Below are 15,813 nucleotides of genomic sequence, written 5' to 3'. Positions count from 1 at the left end.
GAAGTTAGGGAGTAATGGAATTGTTGAATATTGTCGTTTTTAGTTTGTATTTGATTTTTATATATTATATTGGTTTCAAGGGTTATCGCCGTGTCAAGACAGCTGAGGACTTAATAGTGGCGGGCTGGAGTATGCCATTGTCTGTTGTAACGGGGAGTTTGGTTGCCGCATTATTAGCGGCACCATTCTTCTTTGCCGCAGTTGGTTCAGGTTATAGAAGTGGTGGATTCGAGGGATCTGCTACAATGGGTGGCTTAGGCACATGTATGATTTTAGGCGCAATGATATGGACAAAACCTCTTAGAAGATTAAGAGGTTGGACATTGGCAGATTATTATGGCTTACGATATGGGAGTAAAAAATTAGGTGCATATACAGGAATTGTGATGGCAATAGCATTTGGCGTTTTCAATGCTGGCGCACTAACTGTTGGGGGAACCTATATTATCCAAACCCTTCTACAAATCGACTTTTTACCAGCTGCCTTATTATTTGTATCTTTAACAGCGTTATATTCCGTTATAGGCGGATTATGGGCTGTTGCATATACTGAAGTGGTTCAAGGGACACTTGCGATTGCTGGGATTCTAGGCATCACGATATTTATCATGTTCTATTATCCTGATATTACCTTTAACCCAGACTGGTGGAATGTAAGTGAATTATTTAATAAGGGTGGAGTAGAATTTTGGACGCTCTATTTAGTTTTAGCACTTGGTGATATTCCAGCTGTGGATTTAGGACAAAGGGTTGCTGCTGCAAAAAGTCCGCGTATAGCACAAAAGAGTATGATTATTGCAGGCATTGTCATAATAGCGATTAGTTGGATGCCAGGTATGTTAGGAGAAGCTTTTAAAACAATTTACCCAAATAGTTCTAATCCGGAAACACTGATGTTAGCATTTGCACAAGGTTATTTCCCTCCGTTGTTATCAGCGATATTCTTAACAGCGATGGCAGCCATGGGGATGTCAACTGTTGCCGCTTGTTACGTTGCTACATCAGGGATTGTGACGAAAAATATTTATCTCGATTTTATAAATAAGAATCCAGATTCAAAAAAGCTATTATTATTCTCCAGAATCATGATTCTAGTCAGTGCTGTATTTGGCTTCTTTTTGGCTGTTAGTGCACAAAAAGTAATCGACTTAGCCTATTTAGCGTGGGATATTATATTTGTTACGATTTTCTGGCCAATTGTTCTGGGACCATTCTGGAAACGAGTAAGTACTCCAGCTGTTTGGGCTAGCATCTCTGTAGGACTTGTCTATTATATTACGACATCTCTTACGCATGTTCCTGGACCGAAAATTGAATCGGATGGCTTTATCGGATTGTTAAGTGAGCTTTGGCTAGTACCTGGTTTCTCAGGAGTTGTCATTTCTGGAATTACAATCGTCGTTGTAAGCCTCATCATCCCGCCTTCACAACACGTTCTCGACATGCATAAAATCGAGAAAGATAAATCATTAGATGAAGTAGGTAGCAAAGAAGAAATAGAAGAAATAAAAACAACCGCAAGCTAGATAGATTGTAAAAATAACATATTTATGTTTTATCAAAGATGAAAAGGATAGCTAAAGCGGATATTTTTTGCTTTAGCTATCCTTTGTTTGTACTCCTTCTTTTATTTACCCTTCAGATTACTTTTCTATTCAAAAACTACTAATTCTACGGATGCAACATTAACGGTACAACCAAAGAGAAGTCAGGTAGGGTGGTGGTAGTGCCTTGGTTTTTGGGAGAGATGCATTTGCTATGCAATTATTTCTAAGTTCCTTCTATTGTGCTGCTTTTAGTTTTAAGAAAGGTAATTTTAAATATTTTTCATATTTTTGAAAAAATCCGAGGTATTATTATTTCTTAATATTGACTTGGAAAAAATTATCACTTATTATAAATACCAACGGTCGGTATTAAAAAGGAGAATGAATATGGCGAGAAATAAATATCCAGAGCAAACGTTAGAACAAATACTGTTAGTATCAACAGAACTTTTTAGAGAAAAAGGTTATGAAAAAACTAGTATTCAAGACATTATTAGTGCATTAGGTATGTCGAAGGGGGCAATTTACCATCACTTCAAATCAAAAGAAGAAATATTATTTGCTGTGATGGAGCAACAATTTAGTTATGCTGAGCAAATGTTAAATGAGCTGATTCATAAAACGCAAGCAGCTAATGCCAAAGAAAAACTTGTGAAGATCTTAGAACATGTTGTGGCAGATCCTAAAGCACATTCCGTAGACAGTATTTTGAGCGAGCAGATTAAGAATCCACAATTTGTCTTGACAGGTATTAGAAATGGTGTCAATAAGGATGCGCCTTATATAGCGAAAATTATGTTAGAGGGAAAAGAGGATGGGTCAATCACTACGGATTATCCAACTGAGTGTGCAGAAATTTTCATGCTGTTAGTGAATATTTGGATTAATCCTATATTATTTGAACGAAAACATACGGATACAGTGAATCGATTACGATTTTTACAACAAATGATGAAGGGATTAGGGGCCGACATTGTCAGTGATCAATTGATACAAAAAATATCCGAACATTATTCTGATATTGGAGGATACAAGCAAAATGAATAACCATGAAATTGTAGTAAAAACAGAAAATCTAGTAAAAGGTCGTGGTTATTATTAATGGTATAATTTGGGATAAGTTTTCTGAATCAGAGCAAAATGAGTATATTCAGTTTTTGAAAATATTTGGTGCGTTATCAGGTCTATTTAAAGACAATCAAGAAGGAGAAAATGCAAAAAAACCTTATTTATATTATCGGAATCATGAAAAGTTATATTCTAGAGTTTTTAGAGTAAAAGACTTGACGAGAAAAGATTCTGCTTTTGATGCAGTTGCAAATTTTGGTGAAGGAAATATAGGTATTGGATTAAAAACATGGATTCATAATGGGGATTTTACTTATCAAAAAGTTGCAGAATTTAATAAGTTAGCACCTACAGAAATAAGACCTCTTATTGAAAATGCTAGTCCAGAAGAAGTTGTGCAGAAAGTATCTCAATTAAGAAATAATAGAATTCTATTAGATAAAAGGCAATACAAAACAAATAAAGATATTTACCATTATATTACTAGAGATGATAATGTAATGAATATTTTTGAAAGGGACTATGATTTAGTGCAACTGGACTCTATAAAACTAATGAATTCAAATGGTAAAACGTACTCTTTTACTGACGGAATAAGAAATTATAAGTTTTATGCTAGTAAAAGTGTTTTATTAGAAGAATTTGATGCTTCCTCTGCCAAAATTATTACACAAGTACCAATTGTACAATTCAATGATCCATTTGAATTAATAAAAATGATACATATACCAGATTACTTAAATAAGAATGAAATTAAAGACGTAATCTATTTACCAATCTATTCGGATGGAAAAACGATGCAGGTTAAGAAGAAGTCTGGATTTAATGCTTGGAATGGAGCATCAAAGAATAAAGGATCGAATAAAAATCGCCCGAATTTTGAGGCTTACATAACAATACCTGTATGGATACATCGATTATATCCGAATTTCTTCGGATTTAATGCACTGAATCGAGAAGAAAGAAATGCTTCCGAAGGATTTAAATTACATTTACCAGATGGTAGATCAATTGATGCAATTATAACACAAACTAACGGTAAGAGCTTACAAACTAATCCTCAAAATATTCTTGGTAAATGGATTTTACATGATGTTCTGGGATTACAAGCTAGAGAATTATTAACGATGCAACGTTTAATCGAACTAGGAGTAGATTCGTTAAAAATAAGTAAAATAAACAATAAAAATTTTAAAATTGAGTTAGCTGAAATGTATGCGTTTGAAAAGTGGAAGATTAGTCTACAGGAAGATATTCGAAAAGTTACAAATCGGATGCCAGAATTAAGAAAAGAACTTATAGAGGAAACATTATGAGAAAATGTTTATAATATTTAACCTTAATATGGGAATATCTATTTAGATATCCATGCTAATAGGAAAGATACTGATAGATTGTTTATTATGGAACATTGCCTAAATATGAAGAATGTCATGCAAAATTTTGTTAGAGATTGAATCCGAAGATGAAATATATCTTCGGATTTTTGTATGTTATAATAGATAATCATCGTAGAAGACAGACGAACAAAAGTTTGGTAAAATGAAAATTAAGGTTATATAGAAAATGAAGATTAATAGTTTATTAATTATAAATTTAAAAAAAGCGGCACGCCGCTAAAAAAGAGAGTGGAAAAATATGTATACTTTAGCTGGTCTATTTGGAGGAGTAGGAGGAATTGAACTTGGGTTTGAGTTAGCCGGGTTTAATGTCATTTGGGCAAATGAGTTTGACAAGAATGCTGCTGTTACTTATCAATTAAATCATTCACATGAACTTCGTGTTGATGATATTCACAATGTTGAACCAGATGATTTTCCAGATGTAGATATTTTAACAGGAGGATTCCCTTGTCAAGCGTTCAGTATTGCAGGTTATCGAAAAGGATTTGAAGATGATCGTGGTAACCTATTTTTTGAAGTTTTACGGTTAGTCGAAGTGAAAAAACCACGTGTTGTTTTCTTAGAAAATGTTAAAAACTTGGTGGGGCACGATAATGGAAACACATTCCGTGTTATTAAGGGAGCACTGGAAGCAAACGGATATAAAGTAAGAGATAAAGTAATGAATGGCTGTGAGTATGGAAACGTACCACAAAACAGGGAACGAATTTATATTGTTGCTTTCCTAAATGAGAAAGATTACGAGAAATTTGAGTTTCCATCAACAATTCCACTAGAAAGAAAATTAAGAGATGTTATTGATTTTGAATCTAAAGTAGATGATAAATTCTACTATACTCCAGAAAAGTGTAAATTTTACGATGAATTGGAAAGGAATATAGTTAGTAGCGAAACAATTTATCAATGGCGTAGACAATATGTCCGTGAAAATAAATCAGGCGTTTGCCCAACTTTAACAGCAAATATGGGAACAGGTGGTCACAATGTACCGCTAATTTATACGAAATATGGTATCAGAAAATTAACACCTAAAGAGTGCTTTAATGTACAGGGATTCCCTTTAGAATTTAAATTGCCGGCCAACCTTGCAATGTCACATTTATACAAACAAGCTGGAAACTCTGTAGTAGTACCTGTTGTTAGAAGAATTGCAGAAAATATAATGACTGCACTTAATGCCAATGGTAACTATGAGCCACCAAAACATGAAGATTCTGAACAATTAATATTACAATTAATATAGAGGGGGAATAAGAATTTTGGAAAATGAGAATTTTGGACGTATATTAGTAGTAGATGACGAAGAAAGAATCCGCCGTTTACTGAATATGTATTTAACAAGAGATGGTTATGCAGTACAAGAAGCTGAAAATGGGAACGAGGCATTACTATAAATTGCAGAAAGTAATTATAGCTGTATTATTTTGGATATAATGATGCCCGAAAAAGATGGTTTAATAGTTTGTAAAGAGATTCGAGAGAGTGATAACATAACTCCTATTATCTTATTAACAGCTAACGGCGATGAATCTGACCGTATAGCAGGCTTTGAACTAGGTGCAGATGATTACATTGTTAAACCATTTAGTCCACGTGAAGTAACTTTACGTGTTAAATCTATTCTCCGAAGAGCCATAACAGATGTAGGAATGATGTCTTCAGTATCCGCTAAAAATATTATTATTTTTGAACACCTATCTATTGATTATGATGCTCATAAAGTATTAGTAGATGATGTAGAAATTGCTTTAACTCCTAAAGAGTATGATTTACTCATTTTCTTAGCTAAATCACCTGATAAAGTTTTTGAACGAGAAGATCTTTTAAAGGAAGTTTGGCACTATGACTTCTTTGGAGATTTACGAACGGTAGATACACATGTAAAACGTTTAAGAGAAAAATTGAACAAGGTTTCACCAGAAGCAGCTAAAATGATTACGACTGTATGGGGAATTGGTTATAAATTTGTTGTGCAATGACTAAATAACACACTTCAATTGCAAAGTAAACGATTGAAGTGGTTTTTTATTATAGAGGAATACATATTGAGGTGGTTAATAAATGAAATTAGGTACTCATATTAAAAGCAGTAGAGGTCCAATGCCTCAAAAAGATTTAGCAAATAAATTAAATATATCAGTAAACACGCTAAGTGCATACGAAAATAATAGACGTATTCCGGAGCTGGGAGTATTTTTAAAAATATGTAAAGAATTAAATTTGTCTATAGATCATGTATTCAATATTGCCGGACCATATATAAAAATATCTCAAAATTACAAATTACTATATCAAAGGATACATCAATTAAGAATAAGTTTAAATTTGAGTCAAGAAGAAATAGCTACTTTAGTAGGAGTATCTTTGAGTACATGGGCAAAATATGAAGCAGGTAATAGAACGCCACCATTAGATAGATTATTTACAATATGTAAAAAATGCCATGTGCAACCTAGTGAATTATTAAATATAAATATTTAAAATTAGTAAGCATGCAAAGCATATAAATCAATAAGTAGATCAGCAACCTTAAACGGCACAGAAAATGCTCCAAACCTAAAGATACAAATTAAAGAACTTGTATAGCGTACTTTTTGTGATAAACCGCACCAAAAAAGAGCAAACCCCTAGGGTGCTCTATATGGATTAAGTGTTATTCAGTTTTTTATCTTCTTGGAACATACCGCGGGCAATCCCAAGCGTAACATCCCAATTTGATACATACCGACATTTTACTACACAATGATCGACGTTGTTGATTTTCTATTAATAGTCTGGAGTGTCGTTTTGTTCTTAAAGAACGTATGTCCATTCTTTCCCATTCATTTCATAAACCCAAACCCAATCATTGCCGTTCTTCCAATAGATCATATCGAAAGCACTTTCTGCGTAAGGTTCGGGCATTCTCCAATCTTATTCGTGTCCCGAAGTATCATACTTCTGTGTGTCATGCTCTGCGACTAACGGCATAATAGTGCCCTTTCGCGTTAGATCATAGGATGCGCCGCTTACGATGTTCTCACGAGACAATCGACTAACCCAACCAATCGCGTCGCTTGGCGGGTTTGAGACATCTATCCACGTGAATTCTAACCCTATTCCACGTGCATGGTCGCTAAACTTCTTCAAACGAATTGCGTTAATTCCTAGCTCATCTAGGCGTTTGCCTGTCAACGGTTCGCGTTTGGCTAACTGGAACACACCTCGCAGTATCCATTCGCCTAGTATGCCTTGATTTTGCGTGGACTGAATACTTTTTCCGTTGTCTTGGTTGATGTACGCAGTGATTGCGTCCCCACTCGGCAAGAATTCTAATCGGAATGAGCGTTCACTTTTAGAGAGTGCGAGCTTACTCGTACCATCCATGAATGTACCGATGTTTTTCCCGAAGAAATCAGGGTGCTCGTTGTGGAACTTGCGCGAATCGGGTATTGGAATATACATTTCGCTCGCGGGACGATAAACCAACTTACTTACGGCGTTCTCGATTTCCTTGTTACCAAGCGACTCAACTAATTCCATAAGTTCGGCACGCAAACGCTTCATTTGGCGCTTATCTTCGATGGAACGCCACTCGTTAAGCAGAATGTCGTTTAGATGAGCCACGATGAACGACATGTCTTCGTTCGACATATATTCAGTGTACTCGTTTTCAAACTTTGCGATGCGATTTTCTCTGTATTCGTCTTTCTTTCCCAGTTTAGTCGCACCGTCGAACCCGTTAAAGCCCGAGTTTTCTTCGACGTAGCCGTTTTCGTCTGCAATCATCCAAGAAACAGTTTCTTGGATGATTGCAGGCTCGTTTGCGGCCAGTGCGCCTATTTCGAAGTTTTCGTGCAAGTTCTCGAAGAAGGAAAATGCGTCTGCAACATACTCAACATCCCATGTTTCGACCACGATTTCACGGTTGTTAAAAGTCATTAGCAGTTGCGAGTCCGCAGCGGTGTACTTGTAATTGTGTTGACCGTCCGTGAACTTGAAATTCGTAGGAGTTTTAAGACCTGTCGAACCAAGTATAGTCAAGTTTTCTACGTCGATAGGCAAATAATCAGTTTCTCCGACATTGATTTGCGGTTTTTCGCCTTTTTTCGACGGCATAAGCACGTGATATACCGCTTCAACATTCACGTCGTTAGCGTCGAACCCTTTTATTTGCTCCTTAGAGGACGCTATACGTTCATTGCGTAACTTGGCTATTTTTAGTGCCACATCACGATACAAAGGCTCATTCTCAATGTCAGCACGCTCTTTTGAGTCGATAACAAGCGCATTCTCTTTGACTTTAGCAAGCGTCACGTTCCATCCGTCAGCCTCACTGTTCGCCTTGAACTGAGCGATTTTTTGGTCGCCTGAATGAATACCAAACGACTTGATACCAACGAGATACTTGTGCTTGTCGTCTAACTTCAGCGATGCGTCGTAACTCGTGTTCGCAATATCCTCGCCTAGTGCTCCAAACGCCCGTTGAAACGCCGTTTCTTGAAACTTAGAGTTCACAATTGGTGCAACTGTTTCGATAATTTCCTTTCCGTCTTCCGTTTCGGCTTTCTGCGAGAATGCCTCGCTTAAACTTGCGAAATTCGTTATTAATATCTTGTACTTGTCCTTCTTTTTCCTTTCTAGTTCGTTCCACATATTTTGTCCCTCTCAATCCAGTACAAATTTCTATGAAACAAGTATAACAAAAAAACGAAAGCATTTTATAAAATACGTACTAAATTAGAGTCTTATGTGTTGGAATACATATTTAGACGAATACACGAAGGAGCTCCACTTACTGACAAACACTATCAATACATGATAATTGAACGTAAAATGAGTGATAAGGAGATTGTTGTTGTGGATGGTTCATTCCCTGAAAAAACATGGGGTGTAGCAAAATATGCTTTCAAGCATTTCTAAAAATTTTATAAAGGAATATATGGAGTCCGTTGGCTTTATAAAACGAAATACGGTTCGAATATTGCTGGTTAAAACGGTAAAATTCATCTGAAAGCTTTACTACAGTTTTTTCGCATATTATGAATAGCATTTTTCTACAACTGATCTAGCAAATAAAGGCGGCAATGCATTTCCAACTTACAAAGGAAACCCCATTAAATATGCTAATTTAGAGTTATTGCTAAGTTTGAAAAGTGAGGAATATCTTCAGTTTTAAACTAAAAAAATTGCTGAAGAGATGTTAGTAGACGATTTAAATGCAGGGGATCTTATTAAACATATTCATGATTTCATATGGGCTAAGGGCTATCGGTAAACTAGACCGATAAGTAATAAGTCTGGTTTTACAAATGGCTTTAGGCTATCGAGAAGTATTTCAAATTTATGATACTCTATCAAAAAGTACAGAATTGCAAAAAGGTATTTATAAAATGTCGATTAAAGATATAGCAAAGCTTTATCAATATTGGAAACTTTTAAAACTAGTTAAAATGTTGCAAGATAAGTGTGAGCAATTTTTTCAAAATATTGTTCAAGTAAATCGCGATGGATTATTTGTGAATTTAGAGAAGTTGAAACAGGCTGAACAGAGATTTAAAAATATCGGTGAAGATATCATTTTAGAGTATCAATACAGTACGTCCAAAAAAGATGTTCTAACTGTACAGAAAAACCAGATTCTATATTGAGTATTGGAAAAATAGGAAAGGATTATAAATTCCAATACATTTTCAATGCAATATACAGAATCGATTTAGGAGAGGATGAAACAAGTCGCCCAGGACCACAACAGGAGGATATTAACCCAATTCACAGATACCGAGATGCGATAGTCGTTGAAAGTTATGGTAAATACTCTCGTACATCGTACATCATTTGGTGCATATGTTTTAATTCCATGGAACCAAGAAGATGACTATCAAAACCATCCTCAATATAAGAGTATCGAGAAGGTTAATATTGGTGGACTACCATTTTACCTAATGCCAGGCAGCTTGTAGAAAGAATTATAGTTAATCTACTTAATAAAACAGCAGATAAATTACAAGCTGAGGGGATATTGCCAAGAACAATGTGATTAGCAACATAATTTTAGTTAAGCGACTTGATTTCCAAATCTTTTTTTCGTACTTTTATATTCCAGACAACAATTTTTTCACGGCTGGCACATCCGCAAGGGCAAATTCAAGTTGCGAAAGACTTTGACGTGAAACCCATTGGGCATCAGCATGTTCACTTATTGTAGGGACACCTTGTACAATCTTGGCCATGTACGTTTCTAAACGGACAATAACTTTTTCATATTCATATATAGTATCTTCTACTTTTTGGCCAACCTCAATTAGACAACTGAACTCTTCTGAAATTTCACGTTTTAGAGCCTGTTGGGGAGTTTCTCCAGCTTCGATTTTACCACCAGGGAATTCCCAAAAGTTCGCTAGAGACATTTCAGGGCCTCTTAATGCACAGAAAACCTCATTTTTTTCATTTTCAATAATTGCTCCAACGACGTGTAGTGATTTTTTCATAATATATTGCTCCTTTATTGTAATCACTTTATCCCGCAATAACGGGCAGTAATACTCCCACCACAAAATTAAGCGAAAGCAAAGAAGTTAGGTGGGAGATAAACTGCCCGTAAAAGCCCGATTGGTTCAACTAATAATCAGTGGGGATGAAGAAACCCCCCACTGATTAAAGTTTCACTTTATATTTTACAGTATACAAGAGCAAACTTCATATTAAAGGAATTTCAAAATGAGTAAAATCTTACTATCTTATTACTTTGAAAGATAAAGAAGCTATGATAAATCTTCATTAACTATCTTATTAGGAATAACTAAAAACTCAGCTATAAAAAAGCCCAAAAGAAATAGAGTGCATCCAAAACCAGTAGTATCACTTGTGATGCTATTGGTTTGTATGATTTGTAGTGCTACTAAAACGTTTAATATAAAAGAAATGATAAAACCAAAAAGCGTCACACTTGATAGGTAATTACCAATGAGTAATCTTTTATATTTATATCTGACCATTTTTTTGATAGTCATTGTATGGTGAAGTTGTATAACGAATCCGTATGTAAGCCCGATGATAAATAATATAATTATTAAATACTCAATTTTATCAACCATTATTTTTCACCTTCCTTTTTTAATCTCAATTTCGGATTTCAGAGTTCGACAAGTATCCCCAAAATCATTATATTCATTTTAATGAATTTACAAAAAAAGTTAAAGTCCTATCTTTTGGGATTTGATGAGTAAGAGAGAACGACACCAAAGAATGTTGATCTAATTTTGTATTCAAGAGAATTCAAATTTTCTATTTCATGCATGTCTTCTACCAATTTCATACAAGATATGATGAATATCGTAAAAATTGTTTCATGTCAGCAGTCTTCATACTAAAATTAGCAATAGCAACTAGAGAGAAGGATTTTTATGTGGATTGTAGCAGCAGTTTTGACGATGTTTTGTTTTGGCATTAATAATCTTATTTTTAAGGCAACAACAGGTAAAGGAATGTCAAAAGTGCATATGCAGTTTTTCTTTTACTTGATCGCATTTTTGTTAATGTGTGGATATGGAGTAATCAAAGGATTTGCCCCATTTAATCTATTAACAATCGTACTTGGTGCAATCATTGGCATTTTAAATGCAAATGGTAATATTCAAATGACAAAGGCATTTGAAAAAGGTCCTGCAAGTTTGACTTCTCCAATTATCAGTACGTATACAGTGATTCCGATTTTGAGTGCTGCACTTATTTTTCATGAGCATATTACGTTAATTCAATGGATTGGTATTGTTGTCATGCTTGGATCAGCGGCAGTTATTCAATATAAACCAGGCAGTGCAGGCAACATCAATTATATGCCTTGGATGTATCGAATTTTATTGTCAATACTATGTTTTGGAGTTCTTGGTGTGTTGATGAAGACCTCTTCTCATTTACAAATTGATTCCATCAATACGTTAGTGTGTATGTATGGTGGTGGTGCGATCTATTTGATCATCCAAAGTTTAGTAACGAGAGAAAAATGGCTACGTTCTGAAGTGAAATTTGGTTCGGTTATTGGCTGTTTTAGTGTTGTAGGTTATAGTAGCTACTTTTTCTCATTGGACACAGGGATTGCAAGTATTGTTTTTCCAATTGTGAGCCTAAGCTGTTTAGTTGTAGTACTCGGTAGTGTCTTATTATATAAAGAAAAAATAAAAGCTTATCAAATCATTGGTATTTTAACGGCAATTACTGGAATCGTACTTACAAAGATTTAATAGCAGCGAAACACTATTTAAAAAATAAGAAATTTTTCTATACGACTTAATCGAAGCTATGTGTTTTTTTCACATAGTTTTGGTTAAGTCGTATTTTTATATCAAACATTTTACGAAACAGTGAATAGTGTATTGCATAGTAGAAGGATTAATTTATTTAAATGAGGGTATAGTAACTAATGTACGAATTTTTGAAAAATATAAAGTTGGAGGAGAATTAGGCTTGAAGCGTAAGTTTTGGAAATGGGTAGGTATTATTGCGGCTACCGTTATTGTCACAGTGACCGTCCTATTATACCAACTTACTTTTACAGGAGAAAATATTTATCCAAACACCAATAAACAACATGCAATGATTCGACTAGAAGACATCGGGCCTGGCGGTGTTTATGGGAGTTTGGAAGGATTAGGAAAGCTACGAGCCGTTATGGAATATATACAGACGAAGAATATTCCTTATCACATAGCCGTGATTCCGAGATGGGTGAGTATTGGAGCGGATGGAACCTGGAAGGAAAGAGGAATAGATGACCCCAATCCCGATTCAGTTGTCAGTCATTTGATCAAACTTCTTCAAGAAGGTGAGAAACACGGTGCCATTTTGGGGATGCATGGCTACAGTCATCAATATGGAGAGACAGCTAACGCTGGTAACAATCAGATTTCAGGTACTGGCAATGAGTTTAAGGTGAAAGGAGAACCTGAAACAAAGGAACGTTCTTATGCGGCTGAACGAATTACACAAAGTATCGCAGCGTTTGAGCAAGCGGGTTTACAACCAATGTTTTGGGAAACACCTCATTATCACGACACTCGGGGGCAGGAAAAGGTGTTTCGTTCTTTCATAGGAATCCTGTATCAACCTGATTTCTTTTCCCTCCGAACATTAAAGGATATAAACGTTTACGATACGAAGAATACTTATGGACAGAGTAGTCTAGGTTCTATTTATGTGCCTACTACTTACAGCTATGTGAAAGATGAAAAATCTGTAGACCAGATCTTATCAAAAGCAGCTAAAACCAATGGTCTAGCATCATTATACTTGCATCCATTTCTGGAATTTCCTTATTTGGAGGAACAGGTAGGAGTGGATGGTAAGCAGTTGATAAAGGATGGACTACCTGTTTTTAAATATAAGGAAGACGGTTTAAGGTCATATCTTCATAGGCTGTTGGATGGTTTTGAAAATGAGGGATATCGCTGGATGTCACTCCATGATATGATCCCGTTTTCTCCTGCTCATCGCGTGACACTCCCTAGAACGAATACGCAACAAATATTACTGGGCGATGTAACTGGTCAAGGTCATACGGATGTGATTGTCGTCGAAAAGCATCGAGTGCTTGTAGTTCCTCAGACGTATAAACTGCCACGCAATCGTCCACAGACTGCCTCTCAAGTATGGTTGAATCATACCTTTTTATCTGAAGAAGAGTTAATTCTTTCAGATTGGAACAATGATGGCAAGCAGGATTTGATTAGTTATAACAAAAAAACAGGGGAACTTCGGGTTTCATTTGCAGATGAAAGTTGTTTTTTAGCGCCTGTATTGCTAGGAAAGCTATCTTCTGGACTTCAAGATTTAAAGAAAATCCAATCAGAAAAAGATAGTGGCTTGATTGCCAAGCAAAAAGAACAAATAATATTCATTCATTTTGTAAATAATAAACTTGTCATAAGTAAGGTACAGTCTTCTTTTCCTAAGGATTCGGATTTATATATAGGACAATTTGAGAGCTCTTTTCAAAACGACATCCTTTGTGTATCTCGAAAAGACCGGCGTGTATCCGTTCTCTATGATAATGGGAATGGTCAATACACTCAGTCTAAAATTGAAGGGATTAACTTAAGTCCTGGTGATCAAATACTCGTTGGCGATCCAAATGGAGATAGGAAAAGCGATTTAATTATTTATACTTCGAAGACTGGCGTATGGAAAATATATGAGAATAAGGGGAATCATCAGTTTGTTCCTCTTGATAATGACTTTGGTCCATGGGCTCATGGAAAAGGAAGAATCGGAATTGTTGCTGACTTTGATGGCAATGGAAAAACAGATATTGGATCCTACGATAATTCGGAGAATGTATTAGATATCGCTCTGTCTTTTCGAAGTGTGAATCCTTAATGTCGAAAGGAAGAAAGTATGCATCTAGTTTTAATAATAATTGCTGACATATTGCAAGTAATTATTTTTTCCGTTACTATTTTTCAATTTATTATTAGTTTAGCCGGTTATAAAAAGAGAAAAGTGGAGACAGAAAAGAAGCACGCACCAGAAAAAACATTTGCCGTCCTTGTTGCGGCACACAATGAGGAGAAGGTCATCGCACCTCTTCTAGATAACCTTAACAACTTGGATTATCCGAAAGAATTGTATGATGTCTTCGTCATCTGTGATAACTGTACAGACTGCACCGCCCAGATTGCAAGTGAACATGGTGTTCATGCGATGAAGAGGTTTGATGAAGTTCGAAAAGGCAAAGGATATGCAGTAGAATGGATGCTCAATCAGCTATGGCAAAGAGATCGACAGTTCGATGCAGTTGTCATATTTGATGCAGACAATTTAGTGAGTGAAAACTTTTTACATGAGATGAATAACAAGTTACTAAATGGCCATCGAGTAATTCAAGGTTACGTCGAGACGAAAAACCCTTACGATTCATGGGTTACACTCTCGTATGCGATTAGTTATTGGTTCATGAATAGATTGTGGCAACAGGCAAGGGAGAATTGGGGGATGCCCAATACTTTGGCTGGAACAGGGATGTGCTTCGACGCGGCATTACTTAAAGAAATGGGTTGGAATGCAACATCGCTTACGGAGGACGTAGAATTTACAGCCCGTTGTGTAATTCAAGGAATCTATCCCACATGGGCAAATGATGCGATTATTTATGATGAAAAACCAATTACACTTAGAAGCTCTATTAGGCAAAGAATACGCTGGATTAGAGGGCATACGGAATGTGCAAGAAGATATATGAAGCCACTTCTTGGACATGCCATTAGAAGTCGTAGCTTTTCTCAATTCGATGCGGCATTGTACTTATTCCAGCCAATCCGTTTCCTACTCGTTGCAGCAGTATGGATCATGACGTTTTTGCAACTGGCGACACCTTTATATACCCACTTCGCCATATTAAAAGTGGTTCCTGATTGGGGCTGGATACTGTTAAATATACTCTTATTTTTACAATTCCCATTAGTTATGCTATTGGAAAAACGTCCTCTAAAATCCTATTGGGGACTCATACTATTTCCAGTGTTCCAATTCACATGGTTCCCGATTACTTTAATAGGATTCCTAACAAGCAAAAATAAATCTTGGCACCATACCGTTCATACTCGTTCGTTACGATTTGAGGATATGAAGGAATAGCTAGGATGTATAACTTGTTAACATACTTAGCGCTGTCAAAACTGACATGGTCCAGCATTAAAAGATACGGTAGAAAGGTTTCGAGGCTATTTTTTTCACTTTCTATCGTATGTCATTAAATTATTGAGCACCAAATGGAATTACCCAAGAGTATTAACTAAGTCTTTATCAGATATTAGATTTAT

Annotated in this window: 12 protein-coding genes and 2 pseudogenes; 11 read left to right on the top strand and 3 right to left on the bottom strand. The window is 35.7% G+C overall.

Annotation, left to right across the window (positions count from 1 at the left end; genetic code table 11):
* Positions 1 to 20 precede the first annotated feature (20 nt).
* The 6 genes and pseudogenes from CEF14_RS06980 (at position 21) to CEF14_RS06955 (ending at position 6,499) form a co-directional block, all read left to right on the top strand.
* On the top strand, positions 21 to 1,526 hold the full coding sequence (locus CEF14_RS06980; protein ID WP_102692189.1) for a sodium:solute symporter family protein: 1,506 nt from the start codon (positions 21 to 23) through the stop codon (positions 1,524 to 1,526).
* A gap of 408 nt (positions 1,527 to 1,934) precedes the next feature.
* Positions 1,935 to 2,594, top strand: coding sequence for a TetR/AcrR family transcriptional regulator (locus tag CEF14_RS06975; protein ID WP_102692188.1), 660 nt, complete (start codon positions 1,935 to 1,937; stop codon positions 2,592 to 2,594).
* A 110-nt stretch (positions 2,595 to 2,704) separates the two neighbouring features.
* The gene (locus CEF14_RS06970; RefSeq protein WP_245890078.1) at positions 2,705 to 3,931 is read left to right on the top strand and encodes an NgoFVII family restriction endonuclease; all 1,227 of its coding nucleotides are present in this window, start codon (positions 2,705 to 2,707) and stop codon (positions 3,929 to 3,931) included.
* Between the two features lie 322 nt (positions 3,932 to 4,253).
* Positions 4,254 to 5,261 (top strand): DNA cytosine methyltransferase, encoded by a 1,008-nt coding sequence (gene dcm, locus CEF14_RS06965; RefSeq protein WP_102692187.1) that lies wholly within the window; start codon positions 4,254 to 4,256, stop codon positions 5,259 to 5,261.
* Positions 5,262 to 5,268: 7 nt separating this feature from the next.
* Positions 5,269 to 5,997: pseudogene (locus CEF14_RS06960) on the top strand (response regulator transcription factor).
* Between the two features lie 82 nt (positions 5,998 to 6,079).
* Positions 6,080 to 6,499: a helix-turn-helix domain-containing protein gene (locus tag CEF14_RS06955; RefSeq protein WP_102692186.1), complete on the top strand. Its 420-nt coding sequence runs from the start codon at positions 6,080 to 6,082 to the stop codon at positions 6,497 to 6,499.
* Between the two features lie 432 nt (positions 6,500 to 6,931).
* Here the strand turns inward: CEF14_RS06955 and CEF14_RS06950 are convergent, their stop codons facing one another.
* Positions 6,932 to 8,653: a hypothetical protein gene (locus tag CEF14_RS06950; RefSeq protein ID WP_211284571.1), complete on the bottom strand. Its 1,722-nt coding sequence runs from the start codon at positions 8,651 to 8,653 to the stop codon at positions 6,932 to 6,934.
* A 656-nt stretch (positions 8,654 to 9,309) separates the two neighbouring features.
* Here CEF14_RS06950 and CEF14_RS19460 point away from each other — a divergent pair.
* Together CEF14_RS19460 and CEF14_RS18965 are read left to right on the top strand one after the other, a co-directional pair.
* Positions 9,310 to 9,875, top strand: a pseudogene (locus CEF14_RS19460) (nuclease domain-containing protein).
* A complete protein-coding gene (locus CEF14_RS18965; protein ID WP_170061467.1) occupies positions 9,796 to 9,960 on the top strand; it encodes a hypothetical protein in 165 nt (54 codons plus the stop codon). Before CEF14_RS19460 ends, CEF14_RS18965 begins: the two are co-directional and overlap by 80 nt.
* Before the next feature lie 132 nt (positions 9,961 to 10,092).
* On the opposite strand, the gene CEF14_RS06935 is transcribed toward CEF14_RS18965, so the two are convergent.
* Both CEF14_RS06935 and CEF14_RS06930 read right to left on the bottom strand, forming a co-directional pair.
* Complete coding sequence (locus CEF14_RS06935; protein WP_102692183.1) at positions 10,093 to 10,488, bottom strand: (deoxy)nucleoside triphosphate pyrophosphohydrolase; 396 nt, start codon at positions 10,486 to 10,488, stop codon at positions 10,093 to 10,095.
* A gap of 273 nt (positions 10,489 to 10,761) precedes the next feature.
* Positions 10,762 to 11,094: a hypothetical protein gene (locus CEF14_RS06930; protein WP_102692182.1), complete on the bottom strand. Its 333-nt coding sequence runs from the start codon at positions 11,092 to 11,094 to the stop codon at positions 10,762 to 10,764.
* A gap of 309 nt (positions 11,095 to 11,403) precedes the next feature.
* Here CEF14_RS06930 and CEF14_RS06925 point away from each other — a divergent pair, with 309 nt between their 5' ends.
* From CEF14_RS06925 to CEF14_RS06915, 3 genes are all read left to right on the top strand, one after another.
* Positions 11,404 to 12,240, top strand: coding sequence for a DMT family transporter (locus tag CEF14_RS06925; protein WP_102692181.1), 837 nt, complete (start codon positions 11,404 to 11,406; stop codon positions 12,238 to 12,240).
* Between the two features lie 223 nt (positions 12,241 to 12,463).
* On the top strand, positions 12,464 to 14,371 hold the full coding sequence (locus CEF14_RS06920; protein WP_102692180.1) for a DUF2334 domain-containing protein: 1,908 nt from the start codon (positions 12,464 to 12,466) through the stop codon (positions 14,369 to 14,371).
* An 18-nt stretch (positions 14,372 to 14,389) separates the two neighbouring features.
* Positions 14,390 to 15,628 (top strand): glycosyltransferase family 2 protein, encoded by a 1,239-nt coding sequence (locus tag CEF14_RS06915; RefSeq protein ID WP_102692179.1) that lies wholly within the window; start codon positions 14,390 to 14,392, stop codon positions 15,626 to 15,628.
* The last annotated feature ends 185 nt before the right edge of the window (positions 15,629 to 15,813 follow it).

The organism is Rummeliibacillus pycnus, from assembly GCF_002884495.1.
Lineage (GTDB): Bacteria > Bacillota > Bacilli > Bacillales_A > Planococcaceae > Rummeliibacillus > Rummeliibacillus pycnus.
Note: the sequence above shows the minus strand (reverse complement) of the source record. Positions and strands in the feature narration are given on the sequence as shown.